The organism is Pseudomonas sp. WJP1, from assembly GCF_028471945.1.
Taxonomy (GTDB): domain Bacteria; phylum Pseudomonadota; class Gammaproteobacteria; order Pseudomonadales; family Pseudomonadaceae; genus Aquipseudomonas.
Genome location: NZ_CP110128.1, coordinates 4,841,415 through 4,856,153 on the forward strand (window position 1 = coordinate 4,841,415; position 14,739 = coordinate 4,856,153).

Consider the following 14,739-nt stretch of genomic DNA (forward strand, 5'->3'; position numbering starts at 1 on the left):
GCATCGTTGGCAGGAGGGGCTCTCGTTATTTGGTAGTAGGTGATCGTTCCCACGCTCTGCGTGGGAACGATCCATGCGGCAGACTCGGAATCAGTGCTTGGCTACGAGGTCTTTTGGCAGCTTGAAGGTCCAGAGCATGCCGCCCTGGTTGAAGTCCTTCACCCGCTTGGCCACTTCGCCGCCCCACAGCGGCACGGCGCCGCCCCAGCCGGAGAGCACCGAGACGTACTGTTCGCCGTCCATTTCCCAGGTCACGGGAGAGCCGAGTACGCCGGAACCGGTCTGGAATTCCCAGACCTTCTCGCCGGTCTTGGCGTTGAATGCCTGCAGGAAACCCTCCGGCGTGCCGGTGAACACCAGGTTGCCCTTGGTGGTCAGCACACCGCCCCACAGCGGCGCGAAGTTCTTGTGCCGCCAGACTTCCTTGCCGGTTTTCGGATCGATTGCCCGCAGCACGCCGATGTAGTCTTCATTCAATGGCTTGATGGTGAAGCCGGCACCGAGGAACGCCGCGCCTTTCTTGTAGGCGATGCCTTCGTTCCAGATGTCCATGCCCCATTCGTTGGACGGCACGTAGAACAACCCGGTGTCGCGGTTGTAGGCCATCGGCATCCAGTTTTTCGCGCCGAGGAATGCCGGCGCTACGAACACCGAGCTGCCTTTGGCTTCGGTACCCGGTGCGCCAGGGCGGCTGGCTTCGTTGTAGATCGGCCGGCCGGTTTTATCCAGGCCGGTGGCCCAGGTGATCTTGTCCACGAACGGAAAACCACGGATGAATTTGCCGTTGGTGCGATCGAGCACGTAGAAGAAACCGTTACGATCAGCGGTGGCCGCCGCCTTGATTTCCTTGCCGCCCTCGGTGTAGTTGAACGACACCAGTTCGTTGACGCCGTCATAGTCCCAACCGTCGTGGGGCGTGCTCTGGAAGTGCCACTTGATGGTGCCGTCATCCGGGTTGAGCGCCAGGCGCGACGACGAGTAGAGGTTGTCGCCAGGGCGCAGGTGCGAGTTCCAGGGCGCCGGGTTGCCGGTACCGAACAGCAGCAGGTTGGTTTCGGGATCGTAGTAACCGCCGAGCCAAGGTGCCGCGCCGCCGGTCTTCCACAGGTCGCCCGGCCAGCTCTTGCCCGCTTCGCCGCCTGAGATGCCGTTTTCCACGGCTTTGCCGTCCTTGTAGACGTAACCCATATGGCCTTCGACCGTCGGCCGGGTCCACAGCAGATCACCGTTTTTCGGGTCGTAGGCTTCGATCTTGCCGACCACGCCGAATTCGCCACCGGCCACGCCGGTAATCAGCTTGCCGTTGATCACCAGCGGCGCGGCGCTGATCGAGTAGCCGTCCTTGTGGTCGGCGACTTTCTTGCTCCAGACCACTTTGCCGGTGTCCTTGTTCAGCGCCACGAGCTTGGCGTCGAGGGTGCCGAAGATCACCAGGTCGCCGTACAGCGCGACACCACGGTTGATCACGTCGCAGCAGGGGCGAATGTCATCCGGCAGGCGCGCGTCGTATTGCCAGAGTTTCTTGCCGGTGCGTGCATCCACGGCAAACACCCGTGAATAGGAGCCGGTCATGTACATCACTCCGTCCTTGACCATCGGCTGCGCTTGCTGGCCGCGCTGCTTTTCGCCGCCGAAGGAGAATGCCCACGCCGGTCGCAGGTCCTTGACGTTGTCGACGTTGAGAATGTTCAGCGGGCTGTAGCGCTGTCCCTGCACACCCAGACCGTTGGTGACGATTTGCTCGGGGTTTTTCGGGTCCTGGAGAATGTCCTGGTCGGAAACCCCGGCCAATGCCTGACCGGACAACAGCATGGCACTGAGCAACAGGCTCAAGACGAAGGGCTGGCGACGTGCGGGTTGAGTCATGACGGCTTCCTCTGCAGTTTTTGTTATTTCCGGGAAATTTTCCCGGTGTGGTGCAGATTCTTGGGCGCCGCCGCCCGGACAACAATTGCCCGCAATGTGGAGATTTCTAGTTCCTTGGTACAGGTTCGGTAGTGATGGACAACACTGCCCCCTGTGGGAGCGGGCTTGCCCGCGATGGCGGCTGCACATTCAACACATTTGTCGACTGATAGTTCGCTATCGCGGGCAAGCCCGCTCCCACAGGGTATCGGTATGCTTCAATGAATGGCGCCAGTGTCGACACGTGTCATCTGCGCACGCTCATACCGCGGATACAAATGACTGACGCTGCGAATCAGCTCATAACGGCTCAGGCTGATGCCGGCGAATCGTTCGGGAATGGGGCTGCGGATCATCTCGGCCATGTCGTTGCCATGGGCCGCGCCCTCGCGCATCAGTTGATCGAGCCAGCCCAGGTAATCGCGCATCTGCACGAAGGGTTGCGGATTGCTGGCGACCGGTCCGTGGCCGGGCACAATCTGCGTCCAGGGCAACCCCTGCAAGGTCGCGATGTCGGCCAGCCACACCGACAGCCCCGGACTGTTGGGCGTGGTCAGTGCCCGCTGATAAAACACCAGGTCCCCGGCAAACAGCACGCCGGTTTGCTGGTCGAGAATAGCCAGATCCGCGCCCGTATGCCCACCCAGGCTCAGCAAGCGAAAATCGTGATTCCCAAAACTTTCCACACCGGCCGTCAGCGTCCGGGTCGGCAACAGCACTTCGGTGCCGCGCATCCAGTCGCCCACCAGCCGATACATGTTCTCGGCCATGGCATCGCCCTGCTTTTGCAAGAGCTCGCTGGTGCCGGCCAAGGCGCCAATCGGCACGTCGGCAAACGCCTGGTTGCCCAGCACATGGTCGGGGTGATGATGGGTCAACAGGACCTGGATCACCGGCTTGTCAGTAGTCGCCGCAATGGCCCGGCGCATGGCCTCGCCATAACGTTTGGACGGCCCGGTATCGATCACCACCACGCCGCGCTCGGTTACGATGAATGCCGTGTTGACGATGTTGCCGCCATTGTCCTTGGCGAAATTGTCGGTGCTGCCTTCCAGCAACCAGGTGTCTTCGGCGATCTGCCGGGGTTTGAGCGAGTATTCGAGATCGGCCATGGCTGGCAGGCCCAGGCCGATGAACAACAGCAGCATCCAGCGCATGACAGGCTCCTCGCGTTCAGGGGATCGACGCATCGAATTGATTGCCGCTGTTATCGCGCAGCAACAGGCGCGTCTGCCCTGCCCCTTCGAGATCAAAGGCCAGGCTGGGGTTTTCGCTGACGGCGGGGAACAGTTCCAGGCGCGCCAGCAGTTGATCGTGCTGGTCGCGCAGTTCGGCATGGTTGAGGAAAAACTCCGGGATACCACTGACCATGCCGTTGTCCATCGGATGCGCCACCTGCAAGCGCACACGGCTGAAATCCTCGCGCGGATACCGACCGCCCAGTACTTCGCCGATGTGTTCTTCCCAACCGGCCTGGGTGCGCACCACGCTGGGCGCTGTGCAGCCGCCACCCGCCGCATCGATCAGGGTCGAACCGACATGCCACACACCGTCACGGGTCAGCACCGCCGCGCGCAAGGGCGTGGCCTGTTCGACACGGATACGGATCGACAGCCACGGCAACACACCGGCCAGCGGTTCGAAATCGACGATTTTCGGCAAGGGATTGAGTTCCGCCCAGGCGAGGATTTTCACCACCTCGCCCGTGAATGCCCGGGCATCGATTTCAATCGGCACCTGTCGGGCATCTTCGGCGAACGGCGGCGCCAGCAGCTTGACCCGCTTGTCGAACACGAAGGGCGCATCACCGAGCATTTGCTTGTGATAGAAGCCCCACATCACCGACGGCACCGGGTCTTTGCCGGGGTCGACAGCGGCGGCATGGGCCGCCAGGCTCAAACAGCAGGCCAACAGACAACTCCTTTGCCAATTCATAGCCTGCTCCTATTGGTACATTTCGGGCACGTCGTAGCGCAGGCCGTAATGGCCGTAGATGGTTCTCACCGAGCCCTCGCGGATCAGGCTTTCCAGCGCCTCCTCCACGGCATAGGCCAGTTGCCGATTGCTTTCGTGCACCGCCATGCCGATCTCCCAGAGCTGCTTGCCCATGTTCGGGTAGGCATTTTCTGCCAGGGCCAATTGCGGGTCGGCGGCTTCATGCACTTGCCAGTCGATCTCGCCGCGCATCGCCATGACCGCGTCGACCTCGCCGGCCTTCATCGCGGCAAACGCCTGGGGCACACCCGGATAGTGGCGGGTCTTGCCGGCGAGCATGCCGTTGAACACCGAGGTCAGGTAGAACGACGGCACGCTGTCGACCTCGACGCCGATCGGGTGCTGTTCGAATACGGTGACGCTGGCGACCTTGTCCAGGCGGCGCCGGTCGTAGGCGACTTGCCACTGCTCGTTCTGATACGGCCCGAACATCACCACATGGCCGTTTTCCATCTCGCCGAACTCGTTGCGTTTCTGCGCGTAATCCTTGTCGTAAGGCACCCGCATCATCAGGTCGGCCAGTTGCTGATTGTGCAGAGGGCTGGCGCGCCAGATGTAATCGCGCAGGTCGTCGTCGAGTTTTTCCCCGGCGGGTGCCCAGATCAGCGTCAGGCGCACGCCCAATGCCTTGGCCAACGCCTCGGCCAGTTCCACATCAACTCCACGGGGCTGGCCGGCGTCTTCAAAGCTGTAGGGTGCGAAGTCCTTGTAGACCGCCACCTTCAACTCCCCGGCGGCAATCATTTCGTCATAGTTGCGAACCTGCGCCTGCACCGACTGGCAGCACAGCCACACAGCACTGATCAAGACCGCGAGCAGGCGCATGGATTACTCCTCGACGTGGACGCTGTCCAGGTAAGTACGCACCGCCCACAGGGCTTCCTGGCTCAGGTAGTCAGCCATCTTCGGCATGTACACCCGACCGTCACGCACCGCACCATTGCGCACACGCTCGACGAACCACTCATCACCGGCGTCAGCGACATCGAGCATGCGCAAATCGGGGGCGATGCCGCCGGACTTGGCTTCCAGGCCATGACAGGCCGCGCAGTTCTGGTTGTAGGCCGAGGCGCCGATTTCCACGGCCTTATCGTGTTCCGGGGACTTGCGGTAGGGATTCACCGAGGCCCAACCGTCGGAATCGAGCTGCACGCCGGCATCCTTGATCGGGGTCAGTCCCTTGGTTTCCACGGCCTGCGGCACCACATTGCCGTGGGCCCAGACGGAGCCTGCACTGATAAGACCGGCCAGCAGCCCGGTGACGAGCAAGGCGTTGCGTTTTGTTTTCATTGTTATGCCCTCAGGATTGCACGCAAAACCTCTTGGCAGAGGCTATGGCGGCCATCTTAGAAAGCCCGGTACGAAGGCCCCATGCTGCTTTGGTGGCCGCCGTCTAATCCCTTGGTAGTAAGGCGTTCGTTGGACACGGGACGCGGGCCATGGAGTCGGTCGACGCCTATCAGGGTCAGGATCAGCAGAAACGGCAGAAGCAATGCTTTGACGATACGCATGGTCAGTCCCCTCAAGATCAGTGGCCGTTGTTGCCCATGCTAGAACCGCGCCGCAAGGGGCGAGCTACTACCTTGGTACTGGCTGGTCGGTACTTTCTGCATATTTCCACGGCTGCATGGGCTTCCTATGCTGGCGCTACCTGTAATGGAGTGCCCTATGCGCCAGCTTGCCCCTTACGCCTTGATCTACCTGCTGGCGATTGTCTGCGCCGCCGGGCTGGTCACCCAGAGCCAGGCGGCGGATGCGCCGTTGCAGGTGCGCATCGGCTACCTGGCCTACCGCCCGGACCCCGGCCCGCTGCTGTCGAACGTCATCCCCGAACCAAGCGACGCCGGGCTGCGCGGTGCCGAACTGGCGATCACCGACAGCAATAGCACCGGGCGCTTTCTCAATCATGCCTACAGCCTGATCAGCGCCAGCGTCGACAGCCCCGAAGCCTTGCTTAACGCTGCAAAATCCCAGCACGAGCAAGGCCTGCGCCTGTTCGTGGTGAACGCACCTGCCAGCAGCCTGCGCCAACTCAGTGCAGCGCTGCCCGACAGCCTGTTATTCAACGCCGGCAGCCCCGACGACAGCTTGCGCAGCACCGACTGCCTGCCCAACGTGCTGCACAGCCTGCCAAGCCGGGCGATGCTCGCCGACGCGCTGGCGCAATTCCTGGTGCTGCGCAAATGGCAACGGGCGCTGCTGATTGTCGGCCCGACCCCGGACGATCAAGCCTATGCCGCAGCCCTGCGCCGCGCGGCCAAGCGCTTCGGATTGCAATTGGTGGCGGAAAAACCCTGGAGCTTCGATAACGATCAACGGCGCAGCGCCCAGGCCGACATGCCGCTGTTTACCCAGACCGCCGAATACGACGTGGTGCTGGTGGCAGATGAGCGCGGCGATTTCGGCGAGTACGTGCCGTACCAGACCTGGTACCCGCGCCCGGTCGCCGGTACCCAGGGCCTGACCCCGGTGGGCTGGCACAAGACCGTGGAAACCTACGGCGCCGCACAGTTGCAGAAGCGTTTCGAAGCCCTGGCCGGACGCTGGATGAATGACCGCGATTTCGCGGCCTGGATCGCCGTGCGCAGCATCGCCAGCGCCGTGAGCAAATCGCGACAGACCGAGCCAATGGCGATCCGCGACCTGGAAATCAGCGACCAGTTGCCGCTGGACGGTTTCAAGGGGCGCAAGCTCAGCTACCGCCCGTGGAACGGCCAGCTGCGCCAACCGATTCCGATCGTACAGCCGCGGGCCCTGGTCAGCACCTCGCCCCAGGACGGCTTCCTGCACCCCTTCAACGAGATGGACAGCCTGGGTTACGACAAACCCGAGGTCAGCTGCCGCTTTCCGTGATTACAACAACTACAACAAGGAAACTGCCATGCGCCGCACTCTGCTTTCTTGCGCCCTGCTACTCGCCGCCGGCCACGCCGCCGCCAGCACCGCCTGGGTCTCCAACGAAAAGGACAACAGCCTGAGCCTGATCGACATGCAGACCCTGCAAGTCACCGACACCCTGCCCGTCGGCCAGCGCCCCCGTGGCCTGCTGCTGTCCCATGACAACAAGTTGCTGTACATCTGCGCCAGCGACTCGGACCGGGTGCAGGTGATGGACGTGGCCACCCGCAAGATCATCAAGGAACTGCCATCCGGCAAAGACCCCGAGCAATTCGCCCTGCACCCCAACAATCGCTGGCTGTACGTCTCCAACGAAGACGATGCGCTGGTCACGGTGATCGATACCGAGACGTCCAAGGTACTCGGGCAGATCAACGTCGGCGTCGAGCCCGAAGGCATGGCCGTCAGCCCCGATGGCAAGTGGGCGGTGAACACCAGCGAAACCACCAACATGCTGCACTGGATCGACACCAGCACCCAGACCCTGGCCGACAGCACGCTGGTGGATCAACGACCGCGCTTCGTCGAGTTCAACAACGACGGTTCGCAGCTCTGGGCCTCGGCGGAAATCGGTGGCACGGTGACGATTCTCGACGTCGCCAACCGCCACATCCTCAAGACCCTGAACTTCCAGATCAAGGGCGTGCACCCGGATAAAGTGCAGCCGGTGGGCATCAAGCTCAGCGCCGACGGCAAGTACGCCTTCGTCGCCCTGGGCCCGGCCAACCACGTGGCTGTGATCGACGCCAAGACCTTCGAAATCCTCGATTATCTGCTGGTGGGCCGGCGCGTCTGGCAACTGGCGTTCACCCCGGATCAAAAGCAGTTGCTCGCCACCAACGGCGTCAGCGGCGATGTCTCGGTGATCGATGTCGACAACCTCAAGGTCAGCAAATCGGTGAAGGTCGGACGTTATCCATGGGGCGTGGTGGTGACCCCATGAACGCCCTGGAAGTCAGCGACCTGAGCTTTGCCTACGGGCCTCGGGAGGCCTTGCGCCAGGTGAACTTCAGCCTGGCACCCGGGCGATTCGCCGCGCTGCTGGGGCCCAACGGCGCCGGCAAATCAACCCTGATCGCCTTGCTCACCCGGCTCTATGACCTGCAGCACGGCGACATCCGGGTCGGCGGCTGTTCATTGCGCAGCGCCCCGCGCCCGGCGCTGAAACAGCTGGGTGTGGTGTTCCAGCAAAGCACCCTGGACCTGGACCTGAGCGTCGAGCAGAACCTGCGTTACCACGCCGCCCTGCATGGCTTGTCCCGTCGCCAGACCGGCTTGCGGGTCGATGCGGAACTGGCTCGCCAGGCCCTGGGCGAACGCCGTGGCGAACGGGTGCGCGAACTCAATGGCGGCCATCGCCGACGGGTGGAAATCGCCCGCGCCCTGCTGCATGAACCGCGCCTGTTGCTGCTCGACGAAGCCAGCGTCGGCCTCGATCCGGCCAGTCGCCTGGCGCTCAACCAGCACATTCGCACGCTGTGCCACGAGCAGCGCATCAGCGTGCTCTGGACCACGCATCTGCTCGACGAAGTGCAGCCCGGCGATGACTTGCTGATCCTCCATCAGGGCCGCCTGGTCGCCAGCGGACAAGCCGATGCACTGAGCCTGGAACACGGTGGCGACCTGGGCTCGGCCTTCACTCGCCTGACCACAGGAGCTGCCCGATGAACGCTTATTGGCAATGTTTGCGCGGTATCGTGCTGCGCGAGTGGCTGCGTTTCGTGCTGCAACGCACGCGGTTTCTCAGCGCCCTGGTGCGGCCGTTGCTGTGGCTATTGGTGTTCGCCGCGGGTTTTCGCGCCGCACTGGGCATCGCCATCATCGAACCCTACGACACCTACATTCCGTACGAGGTCTACATCATCCCGGGACTGGCCTGCATGATCCTGCTGTTCAACGGCATGCAGGGGTCACTGTCGATGGTCTACGACCGCGAGATGGGCAGCATGCGCGTGCTGCTGACCAGCCCCCTGCCCCGGACCTTCCTGCTGTGCAGCAAGCTGCTGGCCACCGCACTGATTTCGCTGCTGCAGGTGTACGCCTTCCTGGCGATCGCCTGGCTCTACGGCGTGCGACCGCCCGCCATGGGTTTGCTGATCGCCCTGCCGGCGCTGTTGCTGGTGGCGTTGATGCTCAGTGCATTGGGCCTGTTGCTGTCGAACGCGATCCGCCAGCTGGAGAACTTCGCCGGGGTGATGAACTTCGTGATTTTCCCGCTGTTTTTCCTGTCTTCGGCGCTGTATCCACTGTGGAAAATGCGCGAGGCCAGCGAGTGGCTGTACTGGTTGTGCGCGGTGAACCCGTTCTCTCATGCGGTTGAGCTGGTGCGCTTTGCGCTGTATGAGCGGTTCAATCCGCTTGCACTGGCGGTGTGCGTGGGTTTGACGCTGCTGTTCGCTCTGCTCGCCGTGCTCACCTTCAACCCGCAGCATGCCGCCCTGCGCAAATCCAACTAACAACACGATCCAAATGTGGGAGCGGGCTTGCTCGCGAAAGCGGCGCCACATTCAACAAATGAGTTGACTGACACAACGCTTTCGCGAGCAAGCCCGCTCCCACATTTGATCTTCATTGTGTGCAGATAGGTGTAGGAGGCATGGGGAAAAATTACGACTTTAGTACTGGTTCCACCTGTCTATCGTCGCATTCCCAACGCATCGCGACTGGCATGTAATGGGTTCATAACTATAAGGACCTACCCCATGCCGCGTGCCCGACGTCACCTGTTGCGTCCCACACTCGCTGCGTTGTCGCTGAGCCTGTGGCTGGGCGGTGCATACGCACAAACCCCGCTGTTTTCCGATGACGGCTATCGCATCGACCTGTACCGCAGCCCGACGCCGACCCAGCTGCAAGGCGCAACCATCGTCGACACCCCGGCCCTGCAAACCCTGCTGGAACAAAACCCGCGCCCGCTGCTGATCGACGTCTACCGTCGCCAATGGCTGCAAGGCCGCTTCATCGAAGACCAGCCCCACGAAAACCTGCCCGGCAGCCATTGGCTGGCGAACACCGGCGACGGTGAGCTGACGCCGCCATGGCAGGACTATTTCGCGGGCAACCTGAAAAAGCTGACCAGCGGCGACCCGACGCAACCGCTGGTCTTCTACTGCCGCTCCGACTGCTGGTTGAGCTGGAACGCGGTCAAACGTGCGGCCAGCCTGGGCTATAAGTCTTTGTACTGGTATCGCGATGGCCTCGACGCCTGGCAAGCGGCCAGGCTGCCGGTCACGCCAGCCCTGCCCGAACCCTTTCCCTGAGCTTTACGCCTGCGTGTTGTTGCCACACCATAATCAAAATAATGAGGTGAAAGGCTATGTACAAAATTCTGATTGCCGACGATCACCCGCTGTTTCGCGAAGCCATACACAACGTCATCAGCGATGGCTTTGCCGGTAGCGAAGTGATGGAAACCGCCGACCTGGACAGTGCCCTGGCGCTGACCCAGGAGCACGACGACCTGGACCTGATCCTGCTCGACCTGAACATGCCCGGCATGCACGGGCTCAATGGCCTGATCAACCTGCGCAACGAAGCGCCGACCATTCCCGTGGTCATCGTCTCCGCCGAGCAGGACAAGCAGATCGTCCTGCAAGCCATCACCTACGGCGCGGTGGGTTTCATCACCAAATCCTCGCCCCGCGCGCAGATGACCGAGGCGATCCAGCAGATTCTAAACGGCAATGTCTACCTGCCCCCGGACATCATCCGCACCGCCAAAAGCAGCACGCACCGGCGGATGAACGATGCCCCGAGCTTCCCGCCGGAACTGCTCCAGGCCCTGACTCGCAAGCAATTGCAGGTCCTGGAGCGTATGACCAAGGGTGAATCGAACAAACAGATAGCCTACACCCTGGAAATCGCCGAAACCACGGTCAAGGCCCACGTCTCGGCGATCCTGCGCAAGCTCAACGTGCACAACCGGGTGCAGGCGATCCTGAGTGCCGGGGATATCGATTTCGGGTCTTATTTGCGCCGTTGACCTCCCCCCCTGTGGGAGCGAGCCTGCTCGCGATGGACGTGAGAACGACGCGGGGTGTCAGGCACCCAGTGTCATCGTTCACCACCATCGCGAGCAGGCTCGCTCCTACAGGGACCCCTGGCCCAACAAATGACTCATCGCCGTCTTCAGCTTCATCGGCCGCACCGGTTTGTGCATCAGGGTATGGCCCAGTTCGCGGATCTGCTGCTTGAGTTCATTGCTGTAATTGGCGGTGATCATCATGGCCGGGATCGCACAGGCACGGCGGGCATTGATCCGCGCGACGGCATCGACGCCGTTCTGGTCGTTGTCCAGGTGATAGTCGGCGATCAACAGGTCGGCACCAGCATGGTAGTTGTCCACCTGCCGCGCCAGATCCTCTTCCGACAACGCCGTCACCACGCGGCACCCCCAACCTTCGAGCAAGGTGCGCATACCGGCGCAAATGGTCGCGTCATTGTCCAGCACCCAGACCCGCGCTCCGCGCAGTCGTTCGAGCATCGGTTCACTCATCAACAGGCTCGGCAATGGCGTGGGCGCGGTGGCGCTCATCGGCACTTCCACTGAAAACATCGAGCCCTTGCCTGGCCACGAACGCACGTCAATGCGGTGCCCGAGGATGCCGGCAATCTTCTCGACAATCGCCAGGCCCAGGCCCAATCCACGATCCTGATCGGGGCGCTGCACGTCGCCGCGCTTGAACTCCTGGAAGATTTCTTCCAGGCGATTTTCCGCGATGCCCATTCCGCTGTCCCAGACCTGGATCGACAGGCTTTGGTGATGACGCCGGCAACCCAGCACCACGCGACCGCTGTAGGTGTAGCGAATAGCGTTACTCAACAGATTGCGCAGGATCCGCGCCAGCAACTGGATGTCGCTGCGAACGAGGGCCGAACAGGGGATGAAATGCAGTTGCAGGCCTTCGCTGCGCGCCACCTGGGTGTATTCGGCGGCAAGGTTATCCAGCAGTTCGCTCAAGGCGAACGGCGCTATGTCGGCCTTGATCACCCCGGCGTCGAGCTTGGAAATATCCACCAGGGTGCCCAGCAGGTTTTCCACATCTTCAAGCGAATTGCTGACGTTGCGCACCAGGTTCTCGCTGGCCATCGGCTCGCGCCGTTCCAGCAAGGCACTGGTGAACAACCGCGCGGCGTTCAGCGGTTGCAGCAGGTCGTGGCTGACGGCGGCGAGAAACTTGGTTTTCGACAGGTTGGCCTGTTCCGCTTCCAGCTTGGCCTCACGCAAGCGCGACTCGACCCGGCGACGCTCGTCGATTTCGCGCCGCAACTGGTCGTTGAGGGTGGTCAGTTCGGCGGTGCGCTCGCGCACCCGCAGTTCGAGATTCTGATAAGCCTGGTGCAGCGCCTCGGCGGTACGGCGGCGTTCGGTGATGTCGCGGATCAACACGAAGATCCCCACCACCTCGCCGCTGGCCAGGCGATTGGGCACATAGGAGCGCAACATGTAGCGCTCCTGGTTGTTCACGTTGGTCTCGGCGAATTCGAAGGTCACGCTCTCCCCGGCCAGCGCCCGCGCCACGTACGACTCCAGGCGCTGGTAATGCTGCTCGCTGTGCACTTCGCGCAGGCTCTGGCCGAGCATCACGCCCCGCGGCCAGCAGTACCATTCTTCGTAGACCTTGTTGGTGAACTCGTAGACCAGGTCGGCATTGAGGTAGGCGATCAACGCCGGCACGTGGTCGGTGATCAGGCGAATCCAGCGCTCGCTTTCGCTCAGGGCTTCGGCGTGCTGGTAGCGTTCGGTAATGTCGGTGAAGGTGTTGACGAAGCCGCCGGTGGGCAACGGATGGGTGCGGATTTCCAGGACCCGGCCGTCGCACAGGCGCTGTTCGCACTCCTGCACGGGGCGCCCGTTGGCGCCACGGCTGGCCGGGGTCAGCAGGGTCAATTCGCTGTCGGCAATGACTTCGGCAAACGGACGATGGGCCGCCACCGGCGCCAGGCCACTGAGCTCGAGGAAGCGTCGGTTCCACAGCTCGAGAATGCCCTCGGCGTTGACCATGGCCACCCCTTGGGACAAGTTGTCGACCGCCCGTTGCAGCAAGTGCGACTTCTGCGCCACTGCCTGTTCGCGGCGCACGGTTTCGCTGAGCTTGACATCGGTGATGTCGGTGAACAGGATCACCCGCCCGCCTTCCTGGGTCGGCCGTTCGCTGACCTGCAGCCAGCGACCGTCCTGCAAGCGATACAGCAGGTTTTCGTCGGCATGCCCGCGGGTTTCTTCGGTAAACAGGCCGTTATTGAGCATCAGGCGCTTGACCTCGGTCAGGCGCATGCCGGCGTTGATCCGCACGCGACTGTTGCTCCAGAACGCCTTGAACCGGCTGTTGAACAAGACAATGCGCTGCTCGGCATCGAACAGCACGAAGGCATCGGAAATGCTCTCGATGGCATCGATCAGGTGTTGATGGGCCGTCTCGGCGCGCAGGCGGGCGTCGCTGAGCAGATGGTTGCCGGCCTTGAGTTCGGCCATGGCCTGGTTCAAGGCATCGGTGCGTTCACGCACCTGCTCGGCCAGCACCACCGAGTGCTGGAAGGCGGCATACGGATCGTTGCCGCGGGTAACGCCGGACTCGATGCGCTCGATCAGCGCCGCGTTGATGCGCTGCAGTTTCTGGTTGTCGCGCTGCAGGACGGCGATTTGCGCCCGCAGTTCAGCGCTGTCCACGGGACTTGCCGCGGGCAATGGCAACGCCGGTGAAGGTCTGGTTGATGTGCATGCCATTGAACTGTTCTCCGTAGGTGTTGAACCCCATCACCCGCTGTTCGCGCAAAAAACTGCCGATCAGGTCCAGGCTGCCGTTGTCTTCCAGCTCCAGGCGCCTGAGGAAACAGTCACAACCAATGGTCAGCAATAGATCGCCGAGCCGTTGCTGCAAGCCGTCGAACAGGTTTTGCAGGTTCGGCAGCATCGGGCCCGGGGTCATGGCGGTGAGCACGATGCCGTTCTCCACCGCGCAATAAAAACTCAGGCTCAGGTCCGGATGAACCTGCTGGATGGCGCGTACGTAATACTGCTCGTTGATCCGCACCGCCAAGGGGTGCGCGGCGAAGACCCGGTGGTCGAGTTCGCTCACCGGCACGCCGATGTGCCGGGCGTACTCGGCGGCGGCCGGCTCGGCGTTGAGTTCGAAAACCCGCCGCGAGGCGCTGTCGGCACCGGTCACCACCAGTTTCTCCGCCCGCGGCAGAATGTGATGGGTGGTGAACACTTCGAAGTCCAGCCAGGTATTGACCAGCACCACCACCGCCGCGCCGCTGTGAAACCCGCCGTCGAAGTAGACATGGGTGTGGGTCAGGTAGTTGTCGTCACCGGCCGAGCCGCCAAAATGCGGAATGTCGCCCAATGCGGCACTCAAGGCGGCGAGGACCATTTCTTCGCGACTGGACAGGCCATCGAGCAACGTCAGGGCAAAGCTGTTGCCCTTGATGGGGGCCAGGGTGTTACTGCGACAGCCGTTGACCAGGCGCTCGACCATCTGCTGCGCGTCGATCAGGCTGAAGTGCTCCATTTCGTCGATCAATTCCAGGGCGATGGAAAAGTACCGATGATCAAAGCCCACCGCCGTCACGCAATTGCGCCCATAACCCTGGGCCGTGATTTCGCCGGCGCTGGTGCAACCCGCCAGGCGTATGCCGCCGAAGCCTTGCTGCAACGCCTGGCCCAGCCCCGGCAAATCGTACTCGGCGGAACAGAAAAACAGCACGAAGCCCAGGTGCGGATGCAGCAACTGCCGCGCCAGCTCCTGCGCCACCTGCTGCGGATCGGTGGCCTGGGACATCGCACTGACGATCCCTTCGTTCTGGACCTGCTCCATCGTCGCCCCTCGCAGGTGCGTGTGTGTGAGGCTCGAGTGTACGAAGCCTGCCAAGTGCCACGAATGCTACTTGGGTAGCAGGTAGCCGCTTCAATGGGATGAGAGTTGTGCCGCAGATCCA

At 62.4% G+C, this 14,739-nt stretch carries 14 protein-coding genes; 6 read left to right on the plus strand and 8 right to left on the minus strand.

Annotation, left to right across the window (positions count from 1 at the left end; genetic code table 11):
- Positions 1–90 precede the first annotated feature (90 nt).
- The 6 genes from OH720_RS21735 to OH720_RS21760 all read right to left on the minus strand — a co-directional run bounded on the left by OH720_RS21735 (position 91) and on the right by OH720_RS21760 (position 5,411).
- Entirely contained in the window at positions 91–1,866 is a 1,776-nt protein-coding gene (locus tag OH720_RS21735) for a PQQ-dependent methanol/ethanol family dehydrogenase (RefSeq protein ID WP_272602864.1), read from the minus strand.
- Positions 1,867–2,123: 257 nt separating this feature from the next.
- The gene (locus OH720_RS21740; RefSeq protein WP_272602865.1) at positions 2,124–3,062 is read right to left on the minus strand and encodes a quinoprotein relay system zinc metallohydrolase 1; all 939 of its coding nucleotides are present in this window, start codon (positions 3,060–3,062) and stop codon (positions 2,124–2,126) included.
- Between the two features lie 16 nt (positions 3,063–3,078).
- Positions 3,079–3,840 (minus strand): quinoprotein dehydrogenase-associated SoxYZ-like carrier, encoded by a 762-nt coding sequence (locus tag OH720_RS21745; RefSeq protein ID WP_272602866.1) that lies wholly within the window; start codon positions 3,838–3,840, stop codon positions 3,079–3,081.
- Between the two features lie 9 nt (positions 3,841–3,849).
- Entirely contained in the window at positions 3,850–4,725 is an 876-nt protein-coding gene (locus OH720_RS21750; RefSeq protein WP_272602867.1) for a substrate-binding periplasmic protein, read from the minus strand.
- A 3-nt stretch (positions 4,726–4,728) separates the two neighbouring features.
- Positions 4,729–5,190 carry a cytochrome c-550 PedF gene (gene pedF / locus OH720_RS21755; RefSeq protein ID WP_272602868.1) on the minus strand — a complete coding sequence of 154 codons (462 nt, stop codon included), beginning with the start codon at positions 5,188–5,190 and terminating at the stop codon, positions 4,729–4,731.
- 56 nt (positions 5,191–5,246) lie between these two features.
- Positions 5,247–5,411 (minus strand): hypothetical protein, encoded by a 165-nt coding sequence (locus OH720_RS21760; protein ID WP_272602869.1) that lies wholly within the window; start codon positions 5,409–5,411, stop codon positions 5,247–5,249.
- Positions 5,412–5,568: 157 nt separating this feature from the next.
- Here OH720_RS21760 and OH720_RS21765 point away from each other — a divergent pair, with 157 nt between their 5' ends.
- From OH720_RS21765 to OH720_RS21790, 6 genes are all read left to right on the plus strand, one after another.
- The gene (locus OH720_RS21765) at positions 5,569–6,753 is read left to right on the plus strand and encodes an ABC transporter substrate-binding protein (protein WP_272602870.1); all 1,185 of its coding nucleotides are present in this window, start codon (positions 5,569–5,571) and stop codon (positions 6,751–6,753) included.
- A 28-nt stretch (positions 6,754–6,781) separates the two neighbouring features.
- Positions 6,782–7,741 carry a YVTN family beta-propeller repeat protein gene (locus OH720_RS21770; protein WP_272602871.1) on the plus strand — a complete coding sequence of 320 codons (960 nt, stop codon included), beginning with the start codon at positions 6,782–6,784 and terminating at the stop codon, positions 7,739–7,741.
- Positions 7,738–8,466: an ABC transporter ATP-binding protein gene (locus OH720_RS21775; protein WP_272602872.1), complete on the plus strand. Its 729-nt coding sequence runs from the start codon at positions 7,738–7,740 to the stop codon at positions 8,464–8,466. Before OH720_RS21770 ends, OH720_RS21775 begins: the two co-directional genes overlap by 4 nt.
- Complete coding sequence (locus OH720_RS21780) at positions 8,463–9,254, plus strand: ABC transporter permease (protein ID WP_272602873.1); 792 nt, start codon at positions 8,463–8,465, stop codon at positions 9,252–9,254. Before OH720_RS21775 ends, OH720_RS21780 begins: the two co-directional genes overlap by 4 nt.
- A 246-nt stretch (positions 9,255–9,500) precedes the next feature.
- On the plus strand, positions 9,501–10,058 hold the full coding sequence (locus OH720_RS21785) for a PQQ-dependent catabolism-associated CXXCW motif protein (protein ID WP_272602874.1): 558 nt from the start codon (positions 9,501–9,503) through the stop codon (positions 10,056–10,058).
- A 56-nt stretch (positions 10,059–10,114) separates the two neighbouring features.
- On the plus strand, positions 10,115–10,780 hold the full coding sequence (locus OH720_RS21790; protein WP_008056546.1) for a response regulator transcription factor: 666 nt from the start codon (positions 10,115–10,117) through the stop codon (positions 10,778–10,780).
- 105 nt (positions 10,781–10,885) lie between these two features.
- On the opposite strand, the gene nahK is transcribed toward OH720_RS21790, so the two are convergent.
- Together nahK and nosP are read right to left on the minus strand one after the other, a co-directional pair.
- Complete coding sequence (nahK, locus tag OH720_RS21795) at positions 10,886–13,525, minus strand: hybrid sensor histidine kinase/response regulator NahK/ErcS' (RefSeq protein ID WP_442967214.1); 2,640 nt, start codon at positions 13,523–13,525, stop codon at positions 10,886–10,888.
- Positions 13,455–14,618: a nitric oxide-sensing protein NosP gene (gene nosP / locus OH720_RS21800; RefSeq protein WP_272602875.1), complete on the minus strand. Its 1,164-nt coding sequence runs from the start codon at positions 14,616–14,618 to the stop codon at positions 13,455–13,457. Before nosP ends, nahK begins: the two co-directional genes overlap by 71 nt.
- Positions 14,619–14,739: the final 121 nt, after the last annotated feature.

Coding starts and splice junctions, on each gene's coding strand:
- pedF (WP_272602868.1), bottom strand. CDS start 5,190: ATGAAAACAAAACGCAACGCCTTGCTCGTCACCGGGCTGCTGGCCGGT.
- OH720_RS21790 (WP_008056546.1), top strand. CDS start 10,115: ATGTACAAAATTCTGATTGCCGACGATCACCCGCTGTTTCGCGAAGCC.
- OH720_RS21740 (WP_272602865.1), bottom strand. CDS start 3,062: ATGCGCTGGATGCTGCTGTTGTTCATCGGCCTGGGCCTGCCAGCCATG.
- nahK (WP_442967214.1), bottom strand. CDS start 13,525: ATGGCATGCACATCAACCAGACCTTCACCGGCGTTGCCATTGCCCGCG.
- OH720_RS21775 (WP_272602872.1), top strand. CDS start 7,738: ATGAACGCCCTGGAAGTCAGCGACCTGAGCTTTGCCTACGGGCCTCGG.
- OH720_RS21750 (WP_272602867.1), bottom strand. CDS start 4,725: ATGCGCCTGCTCGCGGTCTTGATCAGTGCTGTGTGGCTGTGCTGCCAG.
- OH720_RS21735 (WP_272602864.1), bottom strand. CDS start 1,866: ATGACTCAACCCGCACGTCGCCAGCCCTTCGTCTTGAGCCTGTTGCTC.
- OH720_RS21770 (WP_272602871.1), top strand. CDS start 6,782: ATGCGCCGCACTCTGCTTTCTTGCGCCCTGCTACTCGCCGCCGGCCAC.
- OH720_RS21760 (WP_272602869.1), bottom strand. CDS start 5,411: ATGCGTATCGTCAAAGCATTGCTTCTGCCGTTTCTGCTGATCCTGACC.
- OH720_RS21785 (WP_272602874.1), top strand. CDS start 9,501: ATGCCGCGTGCCCGACGTCACCTGTTGCGTCCCACACTCGCTGCGTTG.
- OH720_RS21745 (WP_272602866.1), bottom strand. CDS start 3,840: ATGAATTGGCAAAGGAGTTGTCTGTTGGCCTGCTGTTTGAGCCTGGCG.
- OH720_RS21765 (WP_272602870.1), top strand. CDS start 5,569: ATGCGCCAGCTTGCCCCTTACGCCTTGATCTACCTGCTGGCGATTGTC.
- OH720_RS21780 (WP_272602873.1), top strand. CDS start 8,463: ATGAACGCTTATTGGCAATGTTTGCGCGGTATCGTGCTGCGCGAGTGG.
- nosP (WP_272602875.1), bottom strand. CDS start 14,618: ATGGAGCAGGTCCAGAACGAAGGGATCGTCAGTGCGATGTCCCAGGCC.